A 17,413-nucleotide genomic window follows, 5' to 3' on the forward strand; every position below is an offset into this window, starting at 1 on the left:
GGCTTTTCTTTTATTAAGACGGATAATTATTTTTTATCGTCTTTTACTTCTTCGAAGTCAACGTCAGTAACATTATCTGCGCTGTCAGAAGTTTGCGCACCATCATTTGCATTAGTTCCTTCTGGTTGTGCAGCACCATCCTGACCTGCTTTATACATTTCCTCAGAAGCTGCATTCCATGCATTTTGAAGTTCTTCCTGAGCCGCATCGATATCAGCAAAGTTTCTTGCTGCATGAGCATCTTTCAATTTCTTCAAACCTGCTTCAATAGGAGCCTTTTTATCTTCAGAAATTTTCTCACCAAACTCCTTCAATTGTTTCTCAGTGGAGAAGATCAAAGCGTCTGCACCATTGATTTTTTCTGCTTCTTCTTTTGCAGCTTTATCTGATTCAGCATTTTTTTCTGCTTCTTCTTTCATTCTTTTGATCTCTTCATCAGTTAAACCAGATGAAGCCTCAATACGAATCTTTTGCTCTTTACCAGTCGCTTTATCTTTAGCACTTACATGTAATATACCGTTAGCATCAATATCAAAAGCAACTTCAACTTGAGGAACTCCCCGTGGTGCTGGTGGAATACCATCCAAAATGAAACGACCAATTGTACGGTTTTGAGCAGCCATTGGACGCTCACCTTGCAAAATATGGATTTCTACTGAAGGCTGATTATCAGCTGCTGTTGAGAAAGTCTCTGCTTTTTTAGATGGAATAGTTGTATTGGCTTCAATAAGCTTAGTCATTACACCACCCATAGTTTCAATACCTAAAGAAAGTGGAGTAACGTCCAATAATAATACATCTTTAACTTCTCCTGTTAATACACCACCTTGAATTGCAGCACCGATAGCTACTACCTCATCTGGATTCACACCTTTTGAAGGCTCTTTACCAAAGAAAGCTTTAACTGCATCCTGGATAGCAGGGATACGTGTAGATCCACCAACAAGAATGATCTCATCAATGTCACTTGTTTTTAAACCGGCGTTTTTCAAAGCTGATTTACAAGGGTCAATTGTACGTTTAATTAAGTCACTTGCCAGTTGCTCAAATTTAGCACGGCTTAATGTTCTAACTAAGTGTTTTGGACCTGTTGCATCAGCCGTAATGTACGGAAGATTGATTTCAGTAGAAGTTGTGCTAGAAAGCTCAATTTTTGCCTTCTCAGCAGCTTCTTTTAAACGCTGTAATGCCATAGGATCCTGGTGTAGATCCATGCCATTCTCGATCTTAAATTCAGCCGCTAGCCATTCTATGATAATATGATCAAAATCATCACCACCTAAGTGAGTATCACCATCAGTTGATTTTACCTCAAACACACCATCACCCAATTCTAATACAGAAACATCGTGAGTACCACCACCACAGTCAAACACAACAATTTTCATGTCTTTATGTGCCTTATCCAGACCATAAGCCAAAGCTGCTGCAGTTGGTTCGTTAATGATACGTTTAACTGTTAAACCAGCAATTTCTCCGGCTTCTTTAGTAGCCTGACGTTGTGCATCATTAAAATAAGCAGGCACAGTAATAACTGCTTCTGTTACTTCATGACCCAAAAAGTCTTCTGCAGTTTTTTTCATCTTCTGCAAAATCATTGCTGAAATCTCCTGAGGAGTATATTTACGGTCGTCAATTTCAACACGTGGTGTATTATTGTCGCCCTTAACTACTTTATAAGGTACTCTACCAGCTTCTTTTGAAACCTCAGCAAAGCTGCTTCCCATAAAGCGCTTAATTGAAGAAATTGTTTTCGTTGGGTTAGTAATCGCCTGACGTTTCGCCGGCTCTCCTACTTTACGCTCACCATTCTCTGCAAAAGCAACAATGGATGGCGTAGTACGTTTACCCTCACTGTTGGCTATAACTACAGGTTCGTTACCTTCCATTACGGCTACGCAAGAGTTTGTTGTTCCTAAGTCTATACCAATAATTTTTGACATGCTATTTATCTCTGTTTATGTTATGAAATCTTATTATTTTACAACTGTTTAACAAGCAATGTGCCAATTGGTTTTTGGCAGATAATCCTTCTGATATAGAATAATTAAAGAATTTTATGTCCGAAAGCTGTTACAAAAATGTGACAGTATGACAGAAGCGATGTTTTTAAACGAGCTGATCTAGTCCAAGAAGCCTTTCCAAATGATGATAGCTAATTCCAAAATAAGCCTTTGTTTCTGAAATTTTCTGTAGTATTTCTAACTTCTTGGTTTCTATATTGTAAGATTCCGATTTGGCCGATTTCACACCAACAACCAATACATTCTTTGGAGTATGCGCATCAGAAATGAATTCAAAAACCTTGGTTTTATAACCAAAATATTCTAAGATTAGTGCTCTGATCGCATCTGTGACCATCTCAGCTTGTCTTTCCAAAAATATTCCATACTTCGTCAATACAGAAATTTCATTCTTCACCTTACTCTTTTCCATTTCCCTTCTTATTTGTTTATGGCAGCAGGGGGCAACTACAATAAGTTTGGCATTTGCCTTAATCCCTTTGAATATAGCGTCGTCTGTCGCAGTATCACAAGCGTGCAAGGCAATCAATAAGTCAATACCTGCCACATCATAGTCTTCAATAGTTCCCTGAACAAAGTCCAGCTGTTCAAATCCGGACTGTTTAGCAATCGTATTACACAACTGAACCATATCTTCACGATATTCAACTCCAGTAACTTTAACCTTTTCATTCAATACCTGCTGGAAATAATCATAAAGCAAAAAAGTAAGATAGCCTTTGCCAGACCCCATATCTACTACCTGTTTAACGGAACCTGCAGGTAATTCTTTGACCAGGCTATTTAAAATTTCAATGTATTGATTGATCTGTTTGTATTTGTCCTGAGCATTTTTAAAAACGTTCCCTTCACTATCTGTTAGTTTCAGCTGAACTAGGTAAGGCTTGCCAATCGGCTGAATCAATCTTTTCTTCTCCTTATTATGAGTTAAATCTGGCTTTACAGCTTTGCCAGACGTTTGTTCTCTAATAGAAATCTGCTGCTTATTTCCATGCTCCAGAATAACCTCTTTTTCTGCAGTAAACAGCGTGGCTATTTTAAAATCATTACTGATAAAATGGCTAATTAAAGTAATCCCTTCTGATACCGGAAAGTTCTTTATAATATCCCGCGTCTTATAACGGTAAGTAAACGACAGCATGTCCGTCCTTTTTATCTTTACTCTTCTGATATGAATTTGCTTTAATTCCTTTTCATTTCCCTGGTAATTACCCAATGAAATTTTAACAAAAACATTAGACGAGATACTAGCTGTCAGCTGATCTTTAAATTGTTGTAAATGGTGTTGATTAGACATGAAATTTGATTACAAAACAAAGATACCCATTTAGAAAAGGAATAGTAAATTAGGTTTATGGAATCACTATTTTTTGTCGCTATACTGCCGCCAGTAGCGCTAAGCTCAGAAATCGATGAAATAAGAAAACAATGCTCAATCGAATATCAGGTATACAGCGCGCTTAAACCTCCGGTTCACATTACACTTATCCCACCGTTCAAACTAGATTCAGTATTTGAAGCTAGATTAATCACAGATCTTGAACATTGTAGAAATTTTCAATCATTTGAACAGGAACTTAATGATTTTGATGGCTTTCCTCCAGGAGTAGTATTTATTGTTGCAGATAAGAATCCAGGAATTACGTATCTACATAAAATACTTAGAGTAAAACTGAAAAAATACCTAAAAACAAGCTCAGGATCAATCACCCCGCACATCACGATTGCTTATAGAGATGTCCTGCAGGATGTATATGAAAGAATTATAGAAGTTTATAGTAGAAGATCTTTCCGGGCAAGCTTTAATGTCGATAAATTCGTACTCCTAAAACATAATGGAAAGAAATGGAATTTAGTTAAAGAATTTGAATCCAGACCACAGGAACAGCAATATACAATGAACTTCTAAAACAAAAAACCCAAACCGAAATCGATCTGGGTTTTTATTATGATAATCAGGGAATGAATTATTCGCCTTTATCTTCTTTAGTTTCTTCAGTAACAGGTGCCTCAGGCGCAGTCTCTTCAGTAACTTCTTCTGCTTTCTCAGCCTTAGCAGCTGGAGCGTCAGATTTCTTAACTTTGCTTCTACCACGACGAGTAGTTTTCTTTTCAGCTGTATCTGCTTCTTTTCCGTAAACTTCGTTATAGTCAACCAGTTCGATCAATGCCATCTCAGCATTATCACCCAAACGATTGTTTAACTTAATGATCCTTGTGTAACCCCCTGGACGGTTTGCAACCTTTGCTGCAATATCACGGAACAACTCAGTAACAGTTTCTTTATCTTGTAAATAGCTAAATACAATACGACGAGAGTGAGTAGTATCATTTTTAGATTTAGTGATAATAGGCTCTACATACATACGCAAAGCTTTTGCTTTAGCCAAGGTCGTAGAGATTCTTTTGTGCTTAATCAACGATGAAGCCATGTTAGCTAACATCGCTTTACGATGTGAATCTGTTCTTCCTAAGTGGTTTACTTTTTTACCGTGTCTCATTTTTAAATTTATTCAGTGTATACCGTCTCTATGAACTTAATCCGAGGGAATTACACACTATTAACAATATGTTATTTATTTATTGACTAATTATTCTTCATCAAGTTTGAACTTAGATAAGTTCATTCCGAATGATAAACTTTTAGATTTAACAAGCTCCTGAATTTCAGTCAATGACTTTTTACCAAAGTTTCTGAACTTTAACATGTCAGCAACGTCGTAAGAAACCAGGTCAGCTAACGTACGAATATCTGCTGCTTTTAGACAGTTCAATGCACGTACTGAAAGATCAAGGTCAACTAGTTCAGTTTTAAGTATCTTACGCATATGCAAGATTTCCTCATCAACTTCTTTAGTTTCTTCTTTAGCTTGAGATTCTAGCACCAAATTCTCATCAGAGAATAACATGAAATGCTGAATTAAAATCTTCGCAGCCTCTTTCAATGCCTCTTCAGGATGAATAGATCCATCTGTAGAGATATCTAGTATTAATTTCTCGTAATCCGTTTTTTGCTCAACACGATAGTTTTCAATCGTGTATTTTACGTTTTTCATCGGAGTAAAGATCGAATCAATAGCTATAACACCTACAACCGCATCATTTACTTTATTCTCCTCTGCAGGCACATAACCACGTCCTTTATTGATAGATAATTCCACCTCTAAAGTAACAGACTTCTCCATATTACATATAACGAAATCCGGATTAAGCACCTCAAAGTTATTAGAGAACTTAGTGATGTCACCAGCAACAAATTGCTCTTGTCCATTCACTACGATAAAAACTTTCTCAGAATCACCTGAATCACCAACTTTTTTAAAGCGAACCTGCTTCAAATTAAGTATGATTTCAGTTAGATCTTCTACAACACCTTTCATCGTAGAAAACTCATGCGATACACCAGAAAAACGAATACTTGTAATGGCATAACCTTCTAATGAAGAAAGCAATATTCTTCTTAAGGCATTACCAATTGTTACACCGAAGCCGGGCTCTAAAGGACGAAATTCAAATATACCATCGAAATCAGTCGACTTCTGCATGATTACCTTATCGGGTTTCTGAAATGCTAAAATTGCCATTTATAATGTTTTTAGATCGTTATTAAAATTATGTAACGTAAAAAAATTAGTTGCCAATAAGGCAACTAATTAAATATATTACTTAGAGTATAACTCTACTATAAGGTTTTCTTTGATATTCTCAGGAATCTCATCACGATTAGGGTAAGCCAAGAACTTACCTGTTAATTCACGTGCATCCCAGTCTAACCAATTAAATTTATTGATTACTCTTCCTGCTACTGAATTTGTGATGGCTTCTAATGTTTTAGATTTCTCGCGAACAGCTACAACATCACCAGCTTTCAACTGATAAGAAGGAATATTTACTACTTCACCGTTAACTGTTACGTGTTTATGGCTAACTAACTGACGAGCAGCTGAACGTGTAGTTGCAATACCCAATCTGTAAACTGTGTTATCTAAACGAGCTTCCAATAATTGCAATAAGTTATCTCCAGTAATACCTTCTCTCGAAGATGCTTTGGTAAACAAGTTACGGAACTGACGCTCCAATACTCCGTAAGTATATTTAACTTTTTGTTTTTCCATTAACTGTACTGCGTACTCAGATTGTTTTCCTCTTCTTTTAGACGCACCGTGCTGTCCAGGAGGATAATTTTTTCTGTCTAATACTTTGTCAGGGCCGAAAATTGGCTCTCTGAATTTACGCGCGATTTTGGACTTTGGTCCTGTATATCTTGCCATTGCTTTTTGTTTTAAAGTATCATGCAACCTATAATTGCAGACTCTTAGCTTTAAAAATTAATAAATTAAACTCTTCTCTTCTTAGGAGGACGACATCCATTGTGTGGAAGCGGTGTAATATCTTTGATTGAGGTAACTTCCAAACCTGAAACCTGCAATGTTCTAATTGCTGACTCACGACCTGAACCCGGACCTTTAACAAAAACTTCTACTTTACGCAGACCTAAGTCAAATGCTACTTTACCGCAATCAGATGCGGCTTGTCCTGCAGCGTATGGAGTGTTCTTTTTAGAACCTTTGAATCCCATTTTACCTGCTGAAGACCATGAAATAGTTTGACCGTTGTTATTTGTTAGGGTAACAATGATATTATTAAAAGTAGCATTGATGTGCGCCTGACCAACAGGCTCGATAACAACAATACGCTTTTTGGTAACTTTTTTACTCTTAGCCATAATTATTATTCAGTACTAATTTTATTTAGTAGCTTTTTTCTTGTTCGCAACTGTTTTTCTCTTGCCTTTACGTGTACGAGAATTGTTTTTGGTACGTTGACCACGTACTGGCAAACCTTTTCTGTGACGTAAACCACGGTAACAACCTATGTCCATCAAACGTTTAATGTTCAATTGAACCTCTGAACGTAAAGCACCTTCTACTTTAACGCCGTCATTGATAATTGTACGGATTGCCGATAACTCATCATCAGACCAGTCCTGTACTTTTTTGCTCAAATCGATACCTGCCTCAGTCAATATACGTTGTGCAGTTGATCTACCTATTCCGAAGATATAAGTTAATCCGATTTCGCCTCTTTTGTTTCTTGGTAAATCTATACCTGATATCCTTGCCATATTTGTATTTAGCGATTTTTGATTTACGATCTTGGATTTACGATTTACGACTAAAGAAGCAATGTTCTTAATAATCCAATCTACATTCGTAAATCTAAAATCTAAATTTTAATTAACCTTGACGTTGCTTAAATTTAGGGTTCTTCTTGTTTATAACGTAAAGTTTACCTTTACGACGAATAACCTTACAATCAGCGCTACGTTTTTTAATTGATGACCTAACTTTCATTTTATTTATATCTATAAGTAATCCTGCCCTTTGATAAATCGTAAGGCGACATCTCTAATTTTACTTTATCTCCCGGTAAAATTTTGATGTAATGCATCCTCATTTTTCCCGAAATATGAGCGATTATTTCATGACCATTCTCTAGTTCCACTCGGAACATGGCATTTGATAACGCTTCCTTTATTACACCGTCTTGTTCAATTGAGGCTTGTTTAGCCATATAATATTGATTTTTACTTAATTAGCTGCTATTAAACAGGGTTGCAAAATTAAATAAAAAATTTTAATTATTTACTTTTTTTCTATTAAAACTTCTTCAATTAATGAAAAGGTCGATAAAACATCTGCCTTCCCCTTTTTTACAGCCACTGTATGTTCAAAATGTGCAGAAGGTCTGTTGTCTTTGCTTGTAACTGTCCAGCCGTCTGACCAAAATTTTACAGCTGCAATACCGGCATTAATCATAGGCTCAATAGCAATCACCATACCTTCCTCTAACTTTATCCCGCTACCACGCTTACCATAATTAGGTACTTCAGGTTTCTCATGAAGTTTAACCCCTACGCCATGTCCAACTAACTCCTTAACTACACCAAACCCGTTACGCTCTGCCAAGTCCTGAACAGCAAAACCTATATCACCTATTCTGGATCCAACTACTGCCTTCTCAACTGCCAACCTCAAACATTCTTTGGTTACTTCAACCAATTTCTTCTTCTCTTCATTTACTTCACCTATAGAGAAAGTATAAGCAGAATCTCCAAAATAACTATTCTTAATGACACCACAGTCTACAGAAATTAAATCTCCTTCCTGGATTACATAATCGCTTGGAAAACCATGAACCACCTGTTCATTTGGTGATATACACAAGGAATAAGGAAATCCATTGTAATTTAAAAAGGCCGGGATTGCTCCATGATCTTTGATAAAGGTCTCGGCCAATTCATTCAACTTCTTTGTGGTAACGCCTGGTCCTATAACTTTAGCTACTTCAGCCAAAGTCTTTGAAACCAATAGAGAACTTTCTCTTATTAATTCTATCTCCTCAAGAGACTTGTAATAGATCTTAGACATTAATGCTTATTAAATCACAGCATTACTACCACTGGCAGCTGGAATTCCTGTTCTACCAGTAACCCTTCCAGTTTTCATCAATCCATCATAGTGACGCATCAATAAATAACTTTCAATTTGCTGGAGTGTATCTAAAACCACACCCACCAAAATCAACAATGAAGTTCCACCATAAAAATGGGCAAACTCAGATTTGATTCCGAATTTAACTGCGATTGAGGGAAGTATAGCAATAATAGCTAAAAAGATTGCTCCTGGAAACGTGATCTTAGAAATGACATCATCAATAAAAGAAGAGGTCGACAATCCTGGTTTAATTCCAGGAATAAATCCGCCATTCTTCTTCATATCGTCCGACATCTGAGTTGGATTTACTGTTATTGCAGTATAGAAAAATGTAAATGCAATAATTAAAAATGCAAATGTCAAACTATAAGCCAGGGAAGTGTAATCGCTAAATTGAACCAACCAGGTATTCTGCAATGAAGGGAAAAATTGAGTTAAAGTTGCAGGAATAAACATTAATGCCTGAGCAAAAATGATAGGCATTACACCGGCAGCATTAACTTTCAATGGAATATATTGCCTAACTCCACCAAACTGTCTGTTCCCAACAATTCTTTTTGCATATTGAACCGGAACTTTTCTAACACCTTGAACAATCATTATTGTGAACATAACAACTGCAAATAAAGCTACTATCTCGATTACAAGGGAAATCATTCCACCCTCACCAACAAATCTCGAAGTTACTTCCTGATAAAGTGCCATAGGTAATCTTGCGATGATACCTACCATAATGATCAGGGAAATACCATTACCAATACCTTTATCAGTAATTTTCTCTCCCAACCACATTACAAATAATGTTCCTGCAGCTAATACAAACGTTGCTAAAACGAAAAACAGTGTATGATCAATTACAATTGCCTGCTGCGGTACTTGTGTTTTAACATAACCAACAGCTTGTACTGCAGTAATGGCCACAGTCAGATAACGTGTAATTTGATTCAGCTTCTTTCTACCACTTTCACCCTCCTTTTGCATCTTCTGAAATGAAGGTACTGCAATTCCCAATAGCTGAACTACGATTGATGCAGAAATATAAGGCATAACACCCAATGCCAAAATTGACACTCGGGAAAATGATCCTCCGGCAAACATATCCAACAGACCTAAAAGGCCAGATTTTTCATTATCGCCTAAAAGAGTTGCATCCACACCCGGCAAAACCACATGCGATACAAATCTATATATCAAAAGAATCATGAGCGTAAATACAATACGCTCTCTTAATTCTTGAATTTTCCAAATATTACTTAAAGTAGTAAACAGCTTCTTCATTAATTACAATTTTTCGATTGAGCCTCCAACAGCCTCAATAGCTTTTTGTGCAGTTGCAGAAAAAGCATGTGCTTTAACTTCCAATTTAGATTTAACTTCACCACGACCTAAAACTTTAACAAGATCGTTTTTAGATGCCAAACCATGTTCTTGCAAGGTAGCAAAATCTATACTTGTTAAATTAAATTTTTCAGCCAAACCTTGCAAAACATCAAGGTTTACACCAACATATTCAACGCGGTTAATAGGTTTAAACCCTACTTTAGGTACACGACGTTGTAATGGCATCTGACCACCTTCGAATCCAATTTTAGTTGAATGTCCCGAACGAGATCCAGCACCTTTATGACCACGGGTAGAAGTACCACCACGACCAGAACCGGTACCACGACCAATTCTCTTACTATTTTTAGTAGAACCTGCTGCAGGTTTTAAATTACTTAAGTTCATTTTTTGAAACTTATTGTGTTGCCCTTCGCTTTCACTAATCAGGGTCAACGGTTAAACATATACAAAGGTTGCAAATGTAATTATATAAACTACATTTACAACCTCCAATAATTATAAATTCTCGATAGCAACTAAGTGATTAACTTTTCTTACCATACCTATGATGGCAGCAGTTGCTTCAACCTCTACGCTTTGGTTCATTTTAGTTAAACCTAAAGCTTGCATCGTTCTTTTTTGGCGTTCGCTTCTATCGATAATGCTTTTTACCTGGGTTATTTTGATCTTCGCCATAATATTATCCGTTAAAAACTTTATTTAAATCTACACCACGTTGTTGAGCTACAGTATACGCATCACGCATTTTTGTTAACGCATCAACAGTTGCTTTTACCACGTTGTGAGGATTTGATGAACCTTTAGATTTTGCCAATACATTATGTACACCAGCACTCTCTAATACTGCACGCATCGCACCACCCGCAATAACACCGGTACCTACTGCTGCTGGTTTGATTAATACAAAACCTCCAGAGAATTTACCTATTTGTTCGTGAGGGACAGTACCATTCAACAAAGGAACTTTTACCAAGTTCTTTTTAGCATCATCGATGCCTTTTGCAATGGCTTCTGTAACCTCTTTCGCTTTACCTAATCCGTAACCTACGATCCCGTTCTCATCACCCACAACCACAATGGCTGAAAAGCTGAAAGTACGTCCACCTTTAGTTACTTTGGCTACACGTTGTATGCTAACTAAACGATCTTTCAATTCGATCTCGCTAGTCTTAACTCTTTTTATATTGATAGTTGACATTCTTATCCTATTTTCAGATTAAAATACTAAACCAGCTTCGCGAGCACCTTCTGCCAACGATTTAACACGTCCATGGTATAAGTAGCCATTTCTATCGAAAACAACTTCTTTAACACCAGCTGCGATTGCTTTTTCAGCAACCAATTTACCTACAGCTACCGATTGCTCAGATTTGTTACCAGTACCAGAAAAATCTTTTGATAAAGATGAAGCTGATGCAATTGTACTGCCGGTTACGTCGTTAATGATTTGAGCATAAATTCCTTTATTGCTTCTATAAACCGATAAACGTGGACGGCTTTCAGAACCTGTTAATCTTTTTCTGATTCCTTTTTTTATACGATCTCTACGAGATAATTTTTTCCCTGCCATGATGATTATTTTTTAGAAGCTGATTTACCTGCTTTTCTTCTTAACACTTCGCCAACAAACTTGATACCTTTACCTTTATATGGTTCCGGAGCACGTAATGAGCGTATTTTTGCCGCTACCTGACCAATCAGTTGTTTGTCTATACTTTCCAAGATAATCTTAGGAGTCTGACCTTTTTCTGAAGTTGTTGTTACTTTAATTTCTTCCGGCAATTGGAACACATAATGGTGAGAATAACCTAAAACAAGATCCAAAGTATTTCCTTGGTTAGTCGCACGGTAACCCACACCAACTAATTCTTGTTGTATTTTATAACCTTCTGTTACACCAATAACCATATTATTCAACAAAGAACGATACAAACCATGTAGCGCCTTATGTCTTTTTTGCTCTGATGGACGCTGTACAGTTAGTACGCCATCTTCTTGACTTACAGTGATATCTGAATCTACTGCTTGAGTTAACTCTCCTTTTGGTCCTTTTACACTTACTACGTTATCTTTAGAAACAGTAATTGTTACACCAGCAGGTATAGTAATCGGGGCTTTTCCTATTCTTGACATTTTGCTATCCTCCTTTAATTAATAAACGTGACACAAAACTTCGCCACCGATGTTTAGTTTAGCAGCCTCTTTATCAGTCATAACACCTTTAGATGTAGACAAGATTGCGATACCTAAACCATTTAATACTCTCGGCATATTTTCAACGCCGGCATATTGCCTTAAACCTGGTTTGCTAATACGTACTAATGTGCGGATAGCTGGGATTTTTGTGATCGCATTGTATTTCAACGCAATTTTAATTGTTCCCTGAGCTGTTGTATCCTCAAATTTGTAGTTAGCGATGTAACCTTTGTCAAAAAGTACTTTAGTAATTTCCTTTTTAAGGTTTGATGCAGGAATTTCTACAATTCTGTGATTTGCCTTGATGGCATTTCTTACCCTTGTAAGATAATCTGCTATTGGATCTGTATTCATTTTTTATATAATTGTGATAGTGGTTTCCTTCCTGACCTATTCGGGACGACCTGCCATCGGTTAATTTTTTGTTATTGCTTGAGGCCTCAACCCCAAGCACAAAGAAGCTGTATTACCAGCTTGCTTTTCTTACTCCAGGTATTTTACCTGCTAAAGCCATATCACGGAATAACACCCTTGATATACCGAAAGTACGCATGTAACCACGAGGACGTCCAGTCAATTTGCAACGGTTGTGCAAACGAACAGCAGATGAGTTTTTAGGTAACTTATCTAATCCTTCATAATCACCAGCAGCTTTAAGTTCTGCACGTTTTTCTGCATACTTAGCTACCAATTTTTGGCGCTTAATTTCGCGAGCTTTTACACCTTCTTTTGCCATTATTGTTCTGCTTTTTGATTTTTAAATGGTAATCCAAATTGTTTTAAAAGTTCCAATGCCTCAACATCTGTAGTAGCTGTTGTTACAAAAGTGATATCCATTCCTAAAATCTTACTGATTTTATCGATGTTGATCTCAGGAAAGATGATTTGCTCAGTAATACCTAAAGTATAATTACCTTTTCCATCAAAACCTTTATCATTGATACCTTTGAAATCACGGATACGTGGCAAAGCTACGGAAATTAAACGATCTAAAAACTCATACATGTTGTTATCACGTAAAGTTACTCGTACGCCTACAGGCATACCCTTACGCAATTTAAAGTTTGAGATATCTTTTTTAGACTTTGCACCTACAGCTTGCTGACCGGCAATTGTTGTCATCTCCAAAATAGAGCTGTCCATAACTTTCTTGTCAGTTACAGAATAACGGCCAACACCTTGGTTGATAGCAATTTTCTCCAACTTAGGAACCTGCATAACGCTTTTGTAATTGAACTTATCTTTAAGCGCCGTTACAATTTCCTCTTTATATTTACTTTTTAATCTTGGTACGTAAGCCATTATTTGATCTCCTCTCCTGATTTTTTACTAACCCTAACTAATTTCCCATCAGCATTAAGCTTTCTGCCAACGCGTGTAATGTTTCCTGATTTAGGATCAATTAACGCCACGTTAGAAATATGAAGAGCAGCTTCTTTTTTAATGATACCACCATTTGGTGTAGCAGCATTTGGTTTTGTATGTTTTGATACAAGGTTAACGCCCTCAACTAATATTCTGCTTTTAGTAGCTAATACTGAAAGCACTGTACCTTGTTGACCTTTTGAATCGCCGGCAATAACCTTTACTAAATCTCCTTTACGGATTTTTACTTTTGGTGTAGTTACTTTATTTTTCATTTTATAATACCTCCGGTGCTAATGATACAATTTTCATGAATTGTTTTTCACGCAGTTCTCTCGCTACCGGGCCAAAAATACGTGTACCGCGCGGCTCATCTTGTGCATTTAATAATACTGCTGCATTGTCGTCGAAACGGATGTAAGAACCATCTTTACGTCTGATCTCTTTCTTTGTTCTTACAACAACTGCTTTAGAAACTGTTCCTTTCTTAATGTTTCCAGAAGGTAATGCACTTTTAACGGTAACAACGATTTTGTCACCAATAGAAGCATATCTCTTTCCAGTACCACCAAGTACACGGATAACCAATACTTCTTTTGCGCCGCTATTGTCGGCTACGTTTAATCTTGATTCCTGTTGTACCATGTTATTTAGCCCTTTCTAAAATTTCCACTAATCTCCAGTTCTTGTTTTTACTCAGCGGACGAGTCTCCATGATCAGTACTGTATCACCAATACCGCAATCGTTTTTCTCGTCATGAGCCATAAATTTGGTAGTTTTCTTAACAAACTTACCATAGATCGGGTGTTTCACTTTACGCTCTACCGCTACAACAATAGATTTATCCATCTTGTTGCTTACCACCAACCCGGTTCTTGTTTTTCTTAATTGTCTTTCCATTTCGACTCTAAAGTTATTTAGTTTCAGTAGCAGACTCAGCTTTACGCTTAGTCACTTCAGTGTTTAATCGGGCTATATCTCTTCTTACCTTTTGTATACGGGAAGGATTTTCAATAGCCGATATTGTATGCGCAAATTTCAACTTTACTAAGTTTTCCTTTTCTTCTGCAATCCTGGCTACTAGTTCTTCTTGTGAAAGCCCTGTTATTTCTGAGTTTTTCATTTTATTAATTTTTATGTTGCGGGTCTAGAGGTTGTAATAACAAGTTACTTACAACATTCAACCCAAAACCTTCTATGCTTCTACGTAATCTCTACGTACTACAAATTTTGTTTGGATCGGTAATTTTTGAGCCGCTAGTCTCATCGCTTCTTTAGCAATTTCTAAAGGAACTCCTTCGGCTTCAAAAATAATACGTCCGGGTCTAACTACAGCTACCCAGTATTCTGGAGCACCTTTACCTTTACCCATACGTACCTCAGCCGGCTTCTTAGTCACCGGTTTGTCCGGGAATATTCTAATCCACACCTGGCCTTCACGTTTCATGAAACGAGTTACCGCAATACGGGCTGCCTCTATCTGACGACTGGTAATCCAAGTCGACTCTAAAGATTTAATCCCGAAAGACCCGAATGACAATTCAGCACCACGAGTTGCTAAACCTTTCATTCTGCCCTTTTGCATCTTTCTGAACTTCGTTCTTTTTGGCTGTAACATTTTATTCTAATATTATCGTTAAACGATCTGTTAACTAATTATTTACGAGGACCTCTATTTTGAGTATTTCCACCTCTATTATCTCTTCCTGCGCCAGGACCGCCTTGACCAGGGCCTCTTCCGCCACGATTACCACCACCGCGGTTATCGTTTCTTCTGTCGCCACCGCCACGGTTATCTCTGTCTCTACCTCCGGCAAATGCACCTTCTGGTCTGCCACCTTTACCTGGAGCATTGCTCACGGCACCGATGTTTGGAGAAAGATCACGTTTACCGTAAACCTCACCTTTGCAAATCCAAACCTTCACACCTATTTTACCATAAGTAGTTAAAGCTTCAGCTAGTGCATAGTCAATGTCTGCACGGAAAGTATGCAAAGGAATTCTTCCTTCTTTATACTGTTCGCTACGAGCCATCTCAGCACCACCCAAACGACCAGAAGTCATTATCTTGATACCTTCAGCGCCCATACGCATTGTTGATGCAATAGTAGATTTCATTGCTCTACGGAATGAGATCCTTGCCTCTAATTGTTTTGCAACACCTTCTGCTACTAATTGTGCATCAAGCTCAGGACGTTTAATTTCAAAAATGTTGATCTGAATTTCCTTTTTAGTCAATTTTTTCAACTCTTCTTTGATCTTGTCAACTTCCTGTCCTGCTTTACCGATCACAATACCCGGACGAGCTGTGTGAATTGTAACTGTAATACGTTTTAAAGTACGCTCAATTACCACTTTAGCTACACCGCCTTTTGCGATACGTGCAGAAAGGTATTTTCTTATTTTTTCGTCCTCAACTAATTTATCAGCATAGTTGTTGCCACCGAACCAGTTAGAATCCCAACCCTTGATGATTCCTAACCTGTTTCCTATTGGATGTGCTTTTTGTCCCATTTCTGTTAATTAGTTTGAGTTTCAACGTTTTTACTATCTACTATCAAAGTCACGTGGTTTGAACGTTTACGTATTCTGTAACCGCGTCCTTGAGGTGCTGGTCTTAATCTTTTTAACTGACGACCACCGCCTACCATTATCGTTTTCACGTATAATTGGTTTTCTTCAGGGCGAGAACCTTCATTTTTAGTCTCCCAGTTTTTGATAGCTGATAATAAAAGCTTCTCAACTCTTATTGCTGCATCTTTATTGGTAAACTTTAAAATATGTAAAGCTTTCTCAACACGCTCACCTCTGATAAGATCTACAACCAAACGCATCTTACGTGGTGAGGTTGGACAATTGTTTAATTTCGCTACTGCTTCCATCTCTTAATTATTTTTTCTTTTCAGAGTGACCCCTAAATGTTCTGGTTGGAGCAAACTCTCCCAGCTTGTGACCAACCATGTTTTCTGTTACGTATACCGGTATAAATTTATTACCGTTGTGTACTGCAAATGTATGACCCACAAAATCTGGTGAGATCATTGATCTGCGTGACCAAGTTTTAATTACAGACTTCTTGCCTGAATCATTCATAGATACTACTTTCTTCTCTACGTTATGGTCAATATAAGGTCCTTTTTTAATCGAACGAGCCATTATTTCTTCCTTTTCTCTATGATGAAACGATTTGAGTATTTTTTAAGTGAACGGGTTTTGAAGCCTTTAGCATACATACCGTTTCTTGAACGAGGCTGACCTCCTGATGAGCGACCCTCACCACCACCCATTGGGTGATCCACAGGGTTCATCGCTACCGGACGTGTTCTAGGACGACGACCTAACCAACGGCTACGACCTGCTTTACCTAATACTTCATTTGCATGATCAGAATTTGAAACAGCTCCTATTGTTGCAGAACAAGCCGTCAAGATTAATCTTGTCTCGCCTGAAGGCATTTTTAATGTAGCATATTTACCATCACGAGCAGCTAACTGAGCATAAGCTCCTGCACTACGTGCCAATTGAGCTCCACGACCTGGATGAATCTCCACATTGTGTACAATTGATCCCAATGGGATATTAGCTAACTTCAAAGTATTTCCAACTTCTGGAGTTGCAGTATCACCCGATACTACTTTCTGCCCTACTTGCAATCCTTCCGGTGCAATAATATAACGCTTCTCGCCATCTGCATAATGTAGTAATGCAATGCGTGCAGTACGGTTTGGATCGTATTCAACAGTAGCTACTGTTGCAGGAATATCAAACTTATCACGTTTAAAATCAATTAAACGATAAGATTTCTTGTGACCACCACCCATATAGCGCATAGTCATCTTTCCTGTATTGTTACGTCCTCCCGATTTCTTAGAAGATACAACCAATGATTTTTCGGGCTTGGTTGCTGTAATCTCCGTAAAACTGGCACCAACTCTAAAGCGGGTTCCCGGAGTAACTGGTTTAAATTTTCTTAAGCCCATAGTTAT

Annotated in this window: 29 protein-coding genes; 1 reads left to right on the forward strand and 28 read right to left on the reverse strand. The window is 37.5% G+C overall.

All coding sequences use genetic code 11. The features are described 5' to 3' along the window. Nucleotides 1-26: 26 nt before the first annotated feature. Both dnaK and FA047_RS08295 read right to left on the reverse strand, forming a co-directional pair. A complete protein-coding gene (gene dnaK, locus FA047_RS08290) occupies nucleotides 27-1,943 on the reverse strand; it encodes a molecular chaperone DnaK (RefSeq protein WP_136835512.1) in 1,917 nt (638 codons plus the stop codon). A 166-nt stretch (nucleotides 1,944-2,109) separates the two neighbouring features. Then, complete coding sequence (locus FA047_RS08295; protein ID WP_136835513.1) at nucleotides 2,110-3,321, reverse strand: class I SAM-dependent methyltransferase; 1,212 nt, start codon at nucleotides 3,319-3,321, stop codon at nucleotides 2,110-2,112. 57 nt (nucleotides 3,322-3,378) lie between these two features. Between FA047_RS08295 and FA047_RS08300 the strand changes: the two genes are divergently transcribed. Beyond that, nucleotides 3,379-3,933: a 2'-5' RNA ligase family protein gene (locus FA047_RS08300; protein ID WP_136835514.1), complete on the forward strand. Its 555-nt coding sequence runs from the start codon at nucleotides 3,379-3,381 to the stop codon at nucleotides 3,931-3,933. 58 nt (nucleotides 3,934-3,991) lie between these two features. On the opposite strand, the gene rplQ is transcribed toward FA047_RS08300, so the two are convergent. From rplQ to rplB, 26 genes are all read right to left on the reverse strand, one after another. After that, nucleotides 3,992-4,525 carry a 50S ribosomal protein L17 gene (rplQ, locus tag FA047_RS08305; RefSeq protein ID WP_136835515.1) on the reverse strand — a complete coding sequence of 178 codons (534 nt, stop codon included), beginning with the start codon at nucleotides 4,523-4,525 and terminating at the stop codon, nucleotides 3,992-3,994. A 90-nt stretch (nucleotides 4,526-4,615) separates the two neighbouring features. Next, the gene (locus tag FA047_RS08310; protein WP_136835516.1) at nucleotides 4,616-5,608 is read right to left on the reverse strand and encodes a DNA-directed RNA polymerase subunit alpha; all 993 of its coding nucleotides are present in this window, start codon (nucleotides 5,606-5,608) and stop codon (nucleotides 4,616-4,618) included. Nucleotides 5,609-5,686: 78 nt separating this feature from the next. After that, entirely contained in the window at nucleotides 5,687-6,295 is a 609-nt protein-coding gene (rpsD, locus tag FA047_RS08315; RefSeq protein ID WP_136835517.1) for a 30S ribosomal protein S4, read from the reverse strand. A 65-nt stretch (nucleotides 6,296-6,360) separates the two neighbouring features. Continuing rightward, nucleotides 6,361-6,750: a 30S ribosomal protein S11 gene (gene rpsK, locus FA047_RS08320; protein WP_136835518.1), complete on the reverse strand. Its 390-nt coding sequence runs from the start codon at nucleotides 6,748-6,750 to the stop codon at nucleotides 6,361-6,363. Nucleotides 6,751-6,771: 21 nt separating this feature from the next. After that, nucleotides 6,772-7,149 (reverse strand): 30S ribosomal protein S13, encoded by a 378-nt coding sequence (gene rpsM / locus FA047_RS08325; protein ID WP_048907427.1) that lies wholly within the window; start codon nucleotides 7,147-7,149, stop codon nucleotides 6,772-6,774. Nucleotides 7,150-7,261: 112 nt separating this feature from the next. After that, complete coding sequence (gene ykgO, locus FA047_RS08330) at nucleotides 7,262-7,378, reverse strand: type B 50S ribosomal protein L36 (RefSeq protein ID WP_008244551.1); 117 nt, start codon at nucleotides 7,376-7,378, stop codon at nucleotides 7,262-7,264. 1 nt (nucleotide 7,379) lies between these two features. Beyond that, a complete protein-coding gene (gene infA, locus FA047_RS08335; RefSeq protein WP_048907428.1) occupies nucleotides 7,380-7,598 on the reverse strand; it encodes a translation initiation factor IF-1 in 219 nt (72 codons plus the stop codon). A gap of 71 nt (nucleotides 7,599-7,669) precedes the next feature. After that, entirely contained in the window at nucleotides 7,670-8,455 is a 786-nt protein-coding gene (gene map, locus FA047_RS08340) for a type I methionyl aminopeptidase (protein ID WP_136835519.1), read from the reverse strand. 9 nt (nucleotides 8,456-8,464) lie between these two features. Next, nucleotides 8,465-9,799 (reverse strand): preprotein translocase subunit SecY, encoded by a 1,335-nt coding sequence (secY, locus tag FA047_RS08345; RefSeq protein WP_136835520.1) that lies wholly within the window; start codon nucleotides 9,797-9,799, stop codon nucleotides 8,465-8,467. A 3-nt stretch (nucleotides 9,800-9,802) separates the two neighbouring features. After that, entirely contained in the window at nucleotides 9,803-10,249 is a 447-nt protein-coding gene (gene rplO, locus FA047_RS08350; RefSeq protein ID WP_136835521.1) for a 50S ribosomal protein L15, read from the reverse strand. A 111-nt stretch (nucleotides 10,250-10,360) separates the two neighbouring features. Further along, nucleotides 10,361-10,540 carry a 50S ribosomal protein L30 gene (rpmD, locus tag FA047_RS08355; RefSeq protein WP_136835522.1) on the reverse strand — a complete coding sequence of 60 codons (180 nt, stop codon included), beginning with the start codon at nucleotides 10,538-10,540 and terminating at the stop codon, nucleotides 10,361-10,363. A gap of 4 nt (nucleotides 10,541-10,544) precedes the next feature. Further along, nucleotides 10,545-11,063, reverse strand: coding sequence for a 30S ribosomal protein S5 (gene rpsE, locus FA047_RS08360; RefSeq protein WP_008244566.1), 519 nt, complete (start codon nucleotides 11,061-11,063; stop codon nucleotides 10,545-10,547). Between the two features lie 18 nt (nucleotides 11,064-11,081). Next, a complete protein-coding gene (gene rplR / locus FA047_RS08365; protein ID WP_136835523.1) occupies nucleotides 11,082-11,435 on the reverse strand; it encodes a 50S ribosomal protein L18 in 354 nt (117 codons plus the stop codon). Between the two features lie 5 nt (nucleotides 11,436-11,440). Then, on the reverse strand, nucleotides 11,441-11,998 hold the full coding sequence (gene rplF, locus FA047_RS08370; RefSeq protein ID WP_136835524.1) for a 50S ribosomal protein L6: 558 nt from the start codon (nucleotides 11,996-11,998) through the stop codon (nucleotides 11,441-11,443). Nucleotides 11,999-12,016: 18 nt separating this feature from the next. Further along, entirely contained in the window at nucleotides 12,017-12,415 is a 399-nt protein-coding gene (rpsH, locus tag FA047_RS08375; protein ID WP_048907435.1) for a 30S ribosomal protein S8, read from the reverse strand. Nucleotides 12,416-12,527: 112 nt separating this feature from the next. Further along, complete coding sequence (rpsN, locus tag FA047_RS08380; protein WP_012780786.1) at nucleotides 12,528-12,797, reverse strand: 30S ribosomal protein S14; 270 nt, start codon at nucleotides 12,795-12,797, stop codon at nucleotides 12,528-12,530. Then, the gene (gene rplE, locus FA047_RS08385) at nucleotides 12,797-13,363 is read right to left on the reverse strand and encodes a 50S ribosomal protein L5 (protein ID WP_136835525.1); all 567 of its coding nucleotides are present in this window, start codon (nucleotides 13,361-13,363) and stop codon (nucleotides 12,797-12,799) included. The genes rpsN and rplE overlap by 1 nt, the downstream gene beginning before the upstream one ends. Continuing rightward, a complete protein-coding gene (gene rplX, locus FA047_RS08390; protein ID WP_136835526.1) occupies nucleotides 13,363-13,701 on the reverse strand; it encodes a 50S ribosomal protein L24 in 339 nt (112 codons plus the stop codon). Before rplX ends, rplE begins: the two co-directional genes overlap by 1 nt. A gap of 1 nt (nucleotide 13,702) precedes the next feature. After that, nucleotides 13,703-14,071, reverse strand: a complete 369-nt coding sequence (gene rplN, locus FA047_RS08395; RefSeq protein WP_008244575.1) for a 50S ribosomal protein L14 — start codon at nucleotides 14,069-14,071, stop codon at nucleotides 13,703-13,705. A gap of 1 nt (nucleotide 14,072) precedes the next feature. Continuing rightward, entirely contained in the window at nucleotides 14,073-14,327 is a 255-nt protein-coding gene (gene rpsQ / locus FA047_RS08400) for a 30S ribosomal protein S17 (RefSeq protein WP_048907439.1), read from the reverse strand. A gap of 13 nt (nucleotides 14,328-14,340) precedes the next feature. Then, nucleotides 14,341-14,550 carry a 50S ribosomal protein L29 gene (gene rpmC, locus FA047_RS08405; RefSeq protein ID WP_136835527.1) on the reverse strand — a complete coding sequence of 70 codons (210 nt, stop codon included), beginning with the start codon at nucleotides 14,548-14,550 and terminating at the stop codon, nucleotides 14,341-14,343. 72 nt (nucleotides 14,551-14,622) lie between these two features. Continuing rightward, entirely contained in the window at nucleotides 14,623-15,045 is a 423-nt protein-coding gene (gene rplP, locus FA047_RS08410; protein ID WP_008244578.1) for a 50S ribosomal protein L16, read from the reverse strand. A 38-nt stretch (nucleotides 15,046-15,083) separates the two neighbouring features. After that, nucleotides 15,084-15,941, reverse strand: a complete 858-nt coding sequence (gene rpsC / locus FA047_RS08415) for a 30S ribosomal protein S3 (RefSeq protein ID WP_136835528.1) — start codon at nucleotides 15,939-15,941, stop codon at nucleotides 15,084-15,086. A gap of 5 nt (nucleotides 15,942-15,946) precedes the next feature. Beyond that, the gene (rplV, locus tag FA047_RS08420) at nucleotides 15,947-16,309 is read right to left on the reverse strand and encodes a 50S ribosomal protein L22 (RefSeq protein ID WP_012780780.1); all 363 of its coding nucleotides are present in this window, start codon (nucleotides 16,307-16,309) and stop codon (nucleotides 15,947-15,949) included. 7 nt (nucleotides 16,310-16,316) lie between these two features. Beyond that, a complete protein-coding gene (gene rpsS, locus FA047_RS08425) occupies nucleotides 16,317-16,583 on the reverse strand; it encodes a 30S ribosomal protein S19 (RefSeq protein ID WP_008244581.1) in 267 nt (88 codons plus the stop codon). After that, complete coding sequence (gene rplB, locus FA047_RS08430) at nucleotides 16,583-17,407, reverse strand: 50S ribosomal protein L2 (protein WP_136835529.1); 825 nt, start codon at nucleotides 17,405-17,407, stop codon at nucleotides 16,583-16,585. The genes rpsS and rplB overlap by 1 nt, the downstream gene beginning before the upstream one ends. Nucleotides 17,408-17,413 lie beyond the last annotated feature (6 nt).

The organism is Pedobacter frigoris (assembly GCF_005116445.1).
In the GTDB taxonomy this organism is placed as follows: domain Bacteria; phylum Bacteroidota; class Bacteroidia; order Sphingobacteriales; family Sphingobacteriaceae; genus Pedobacter; species Pedobacter frigoris.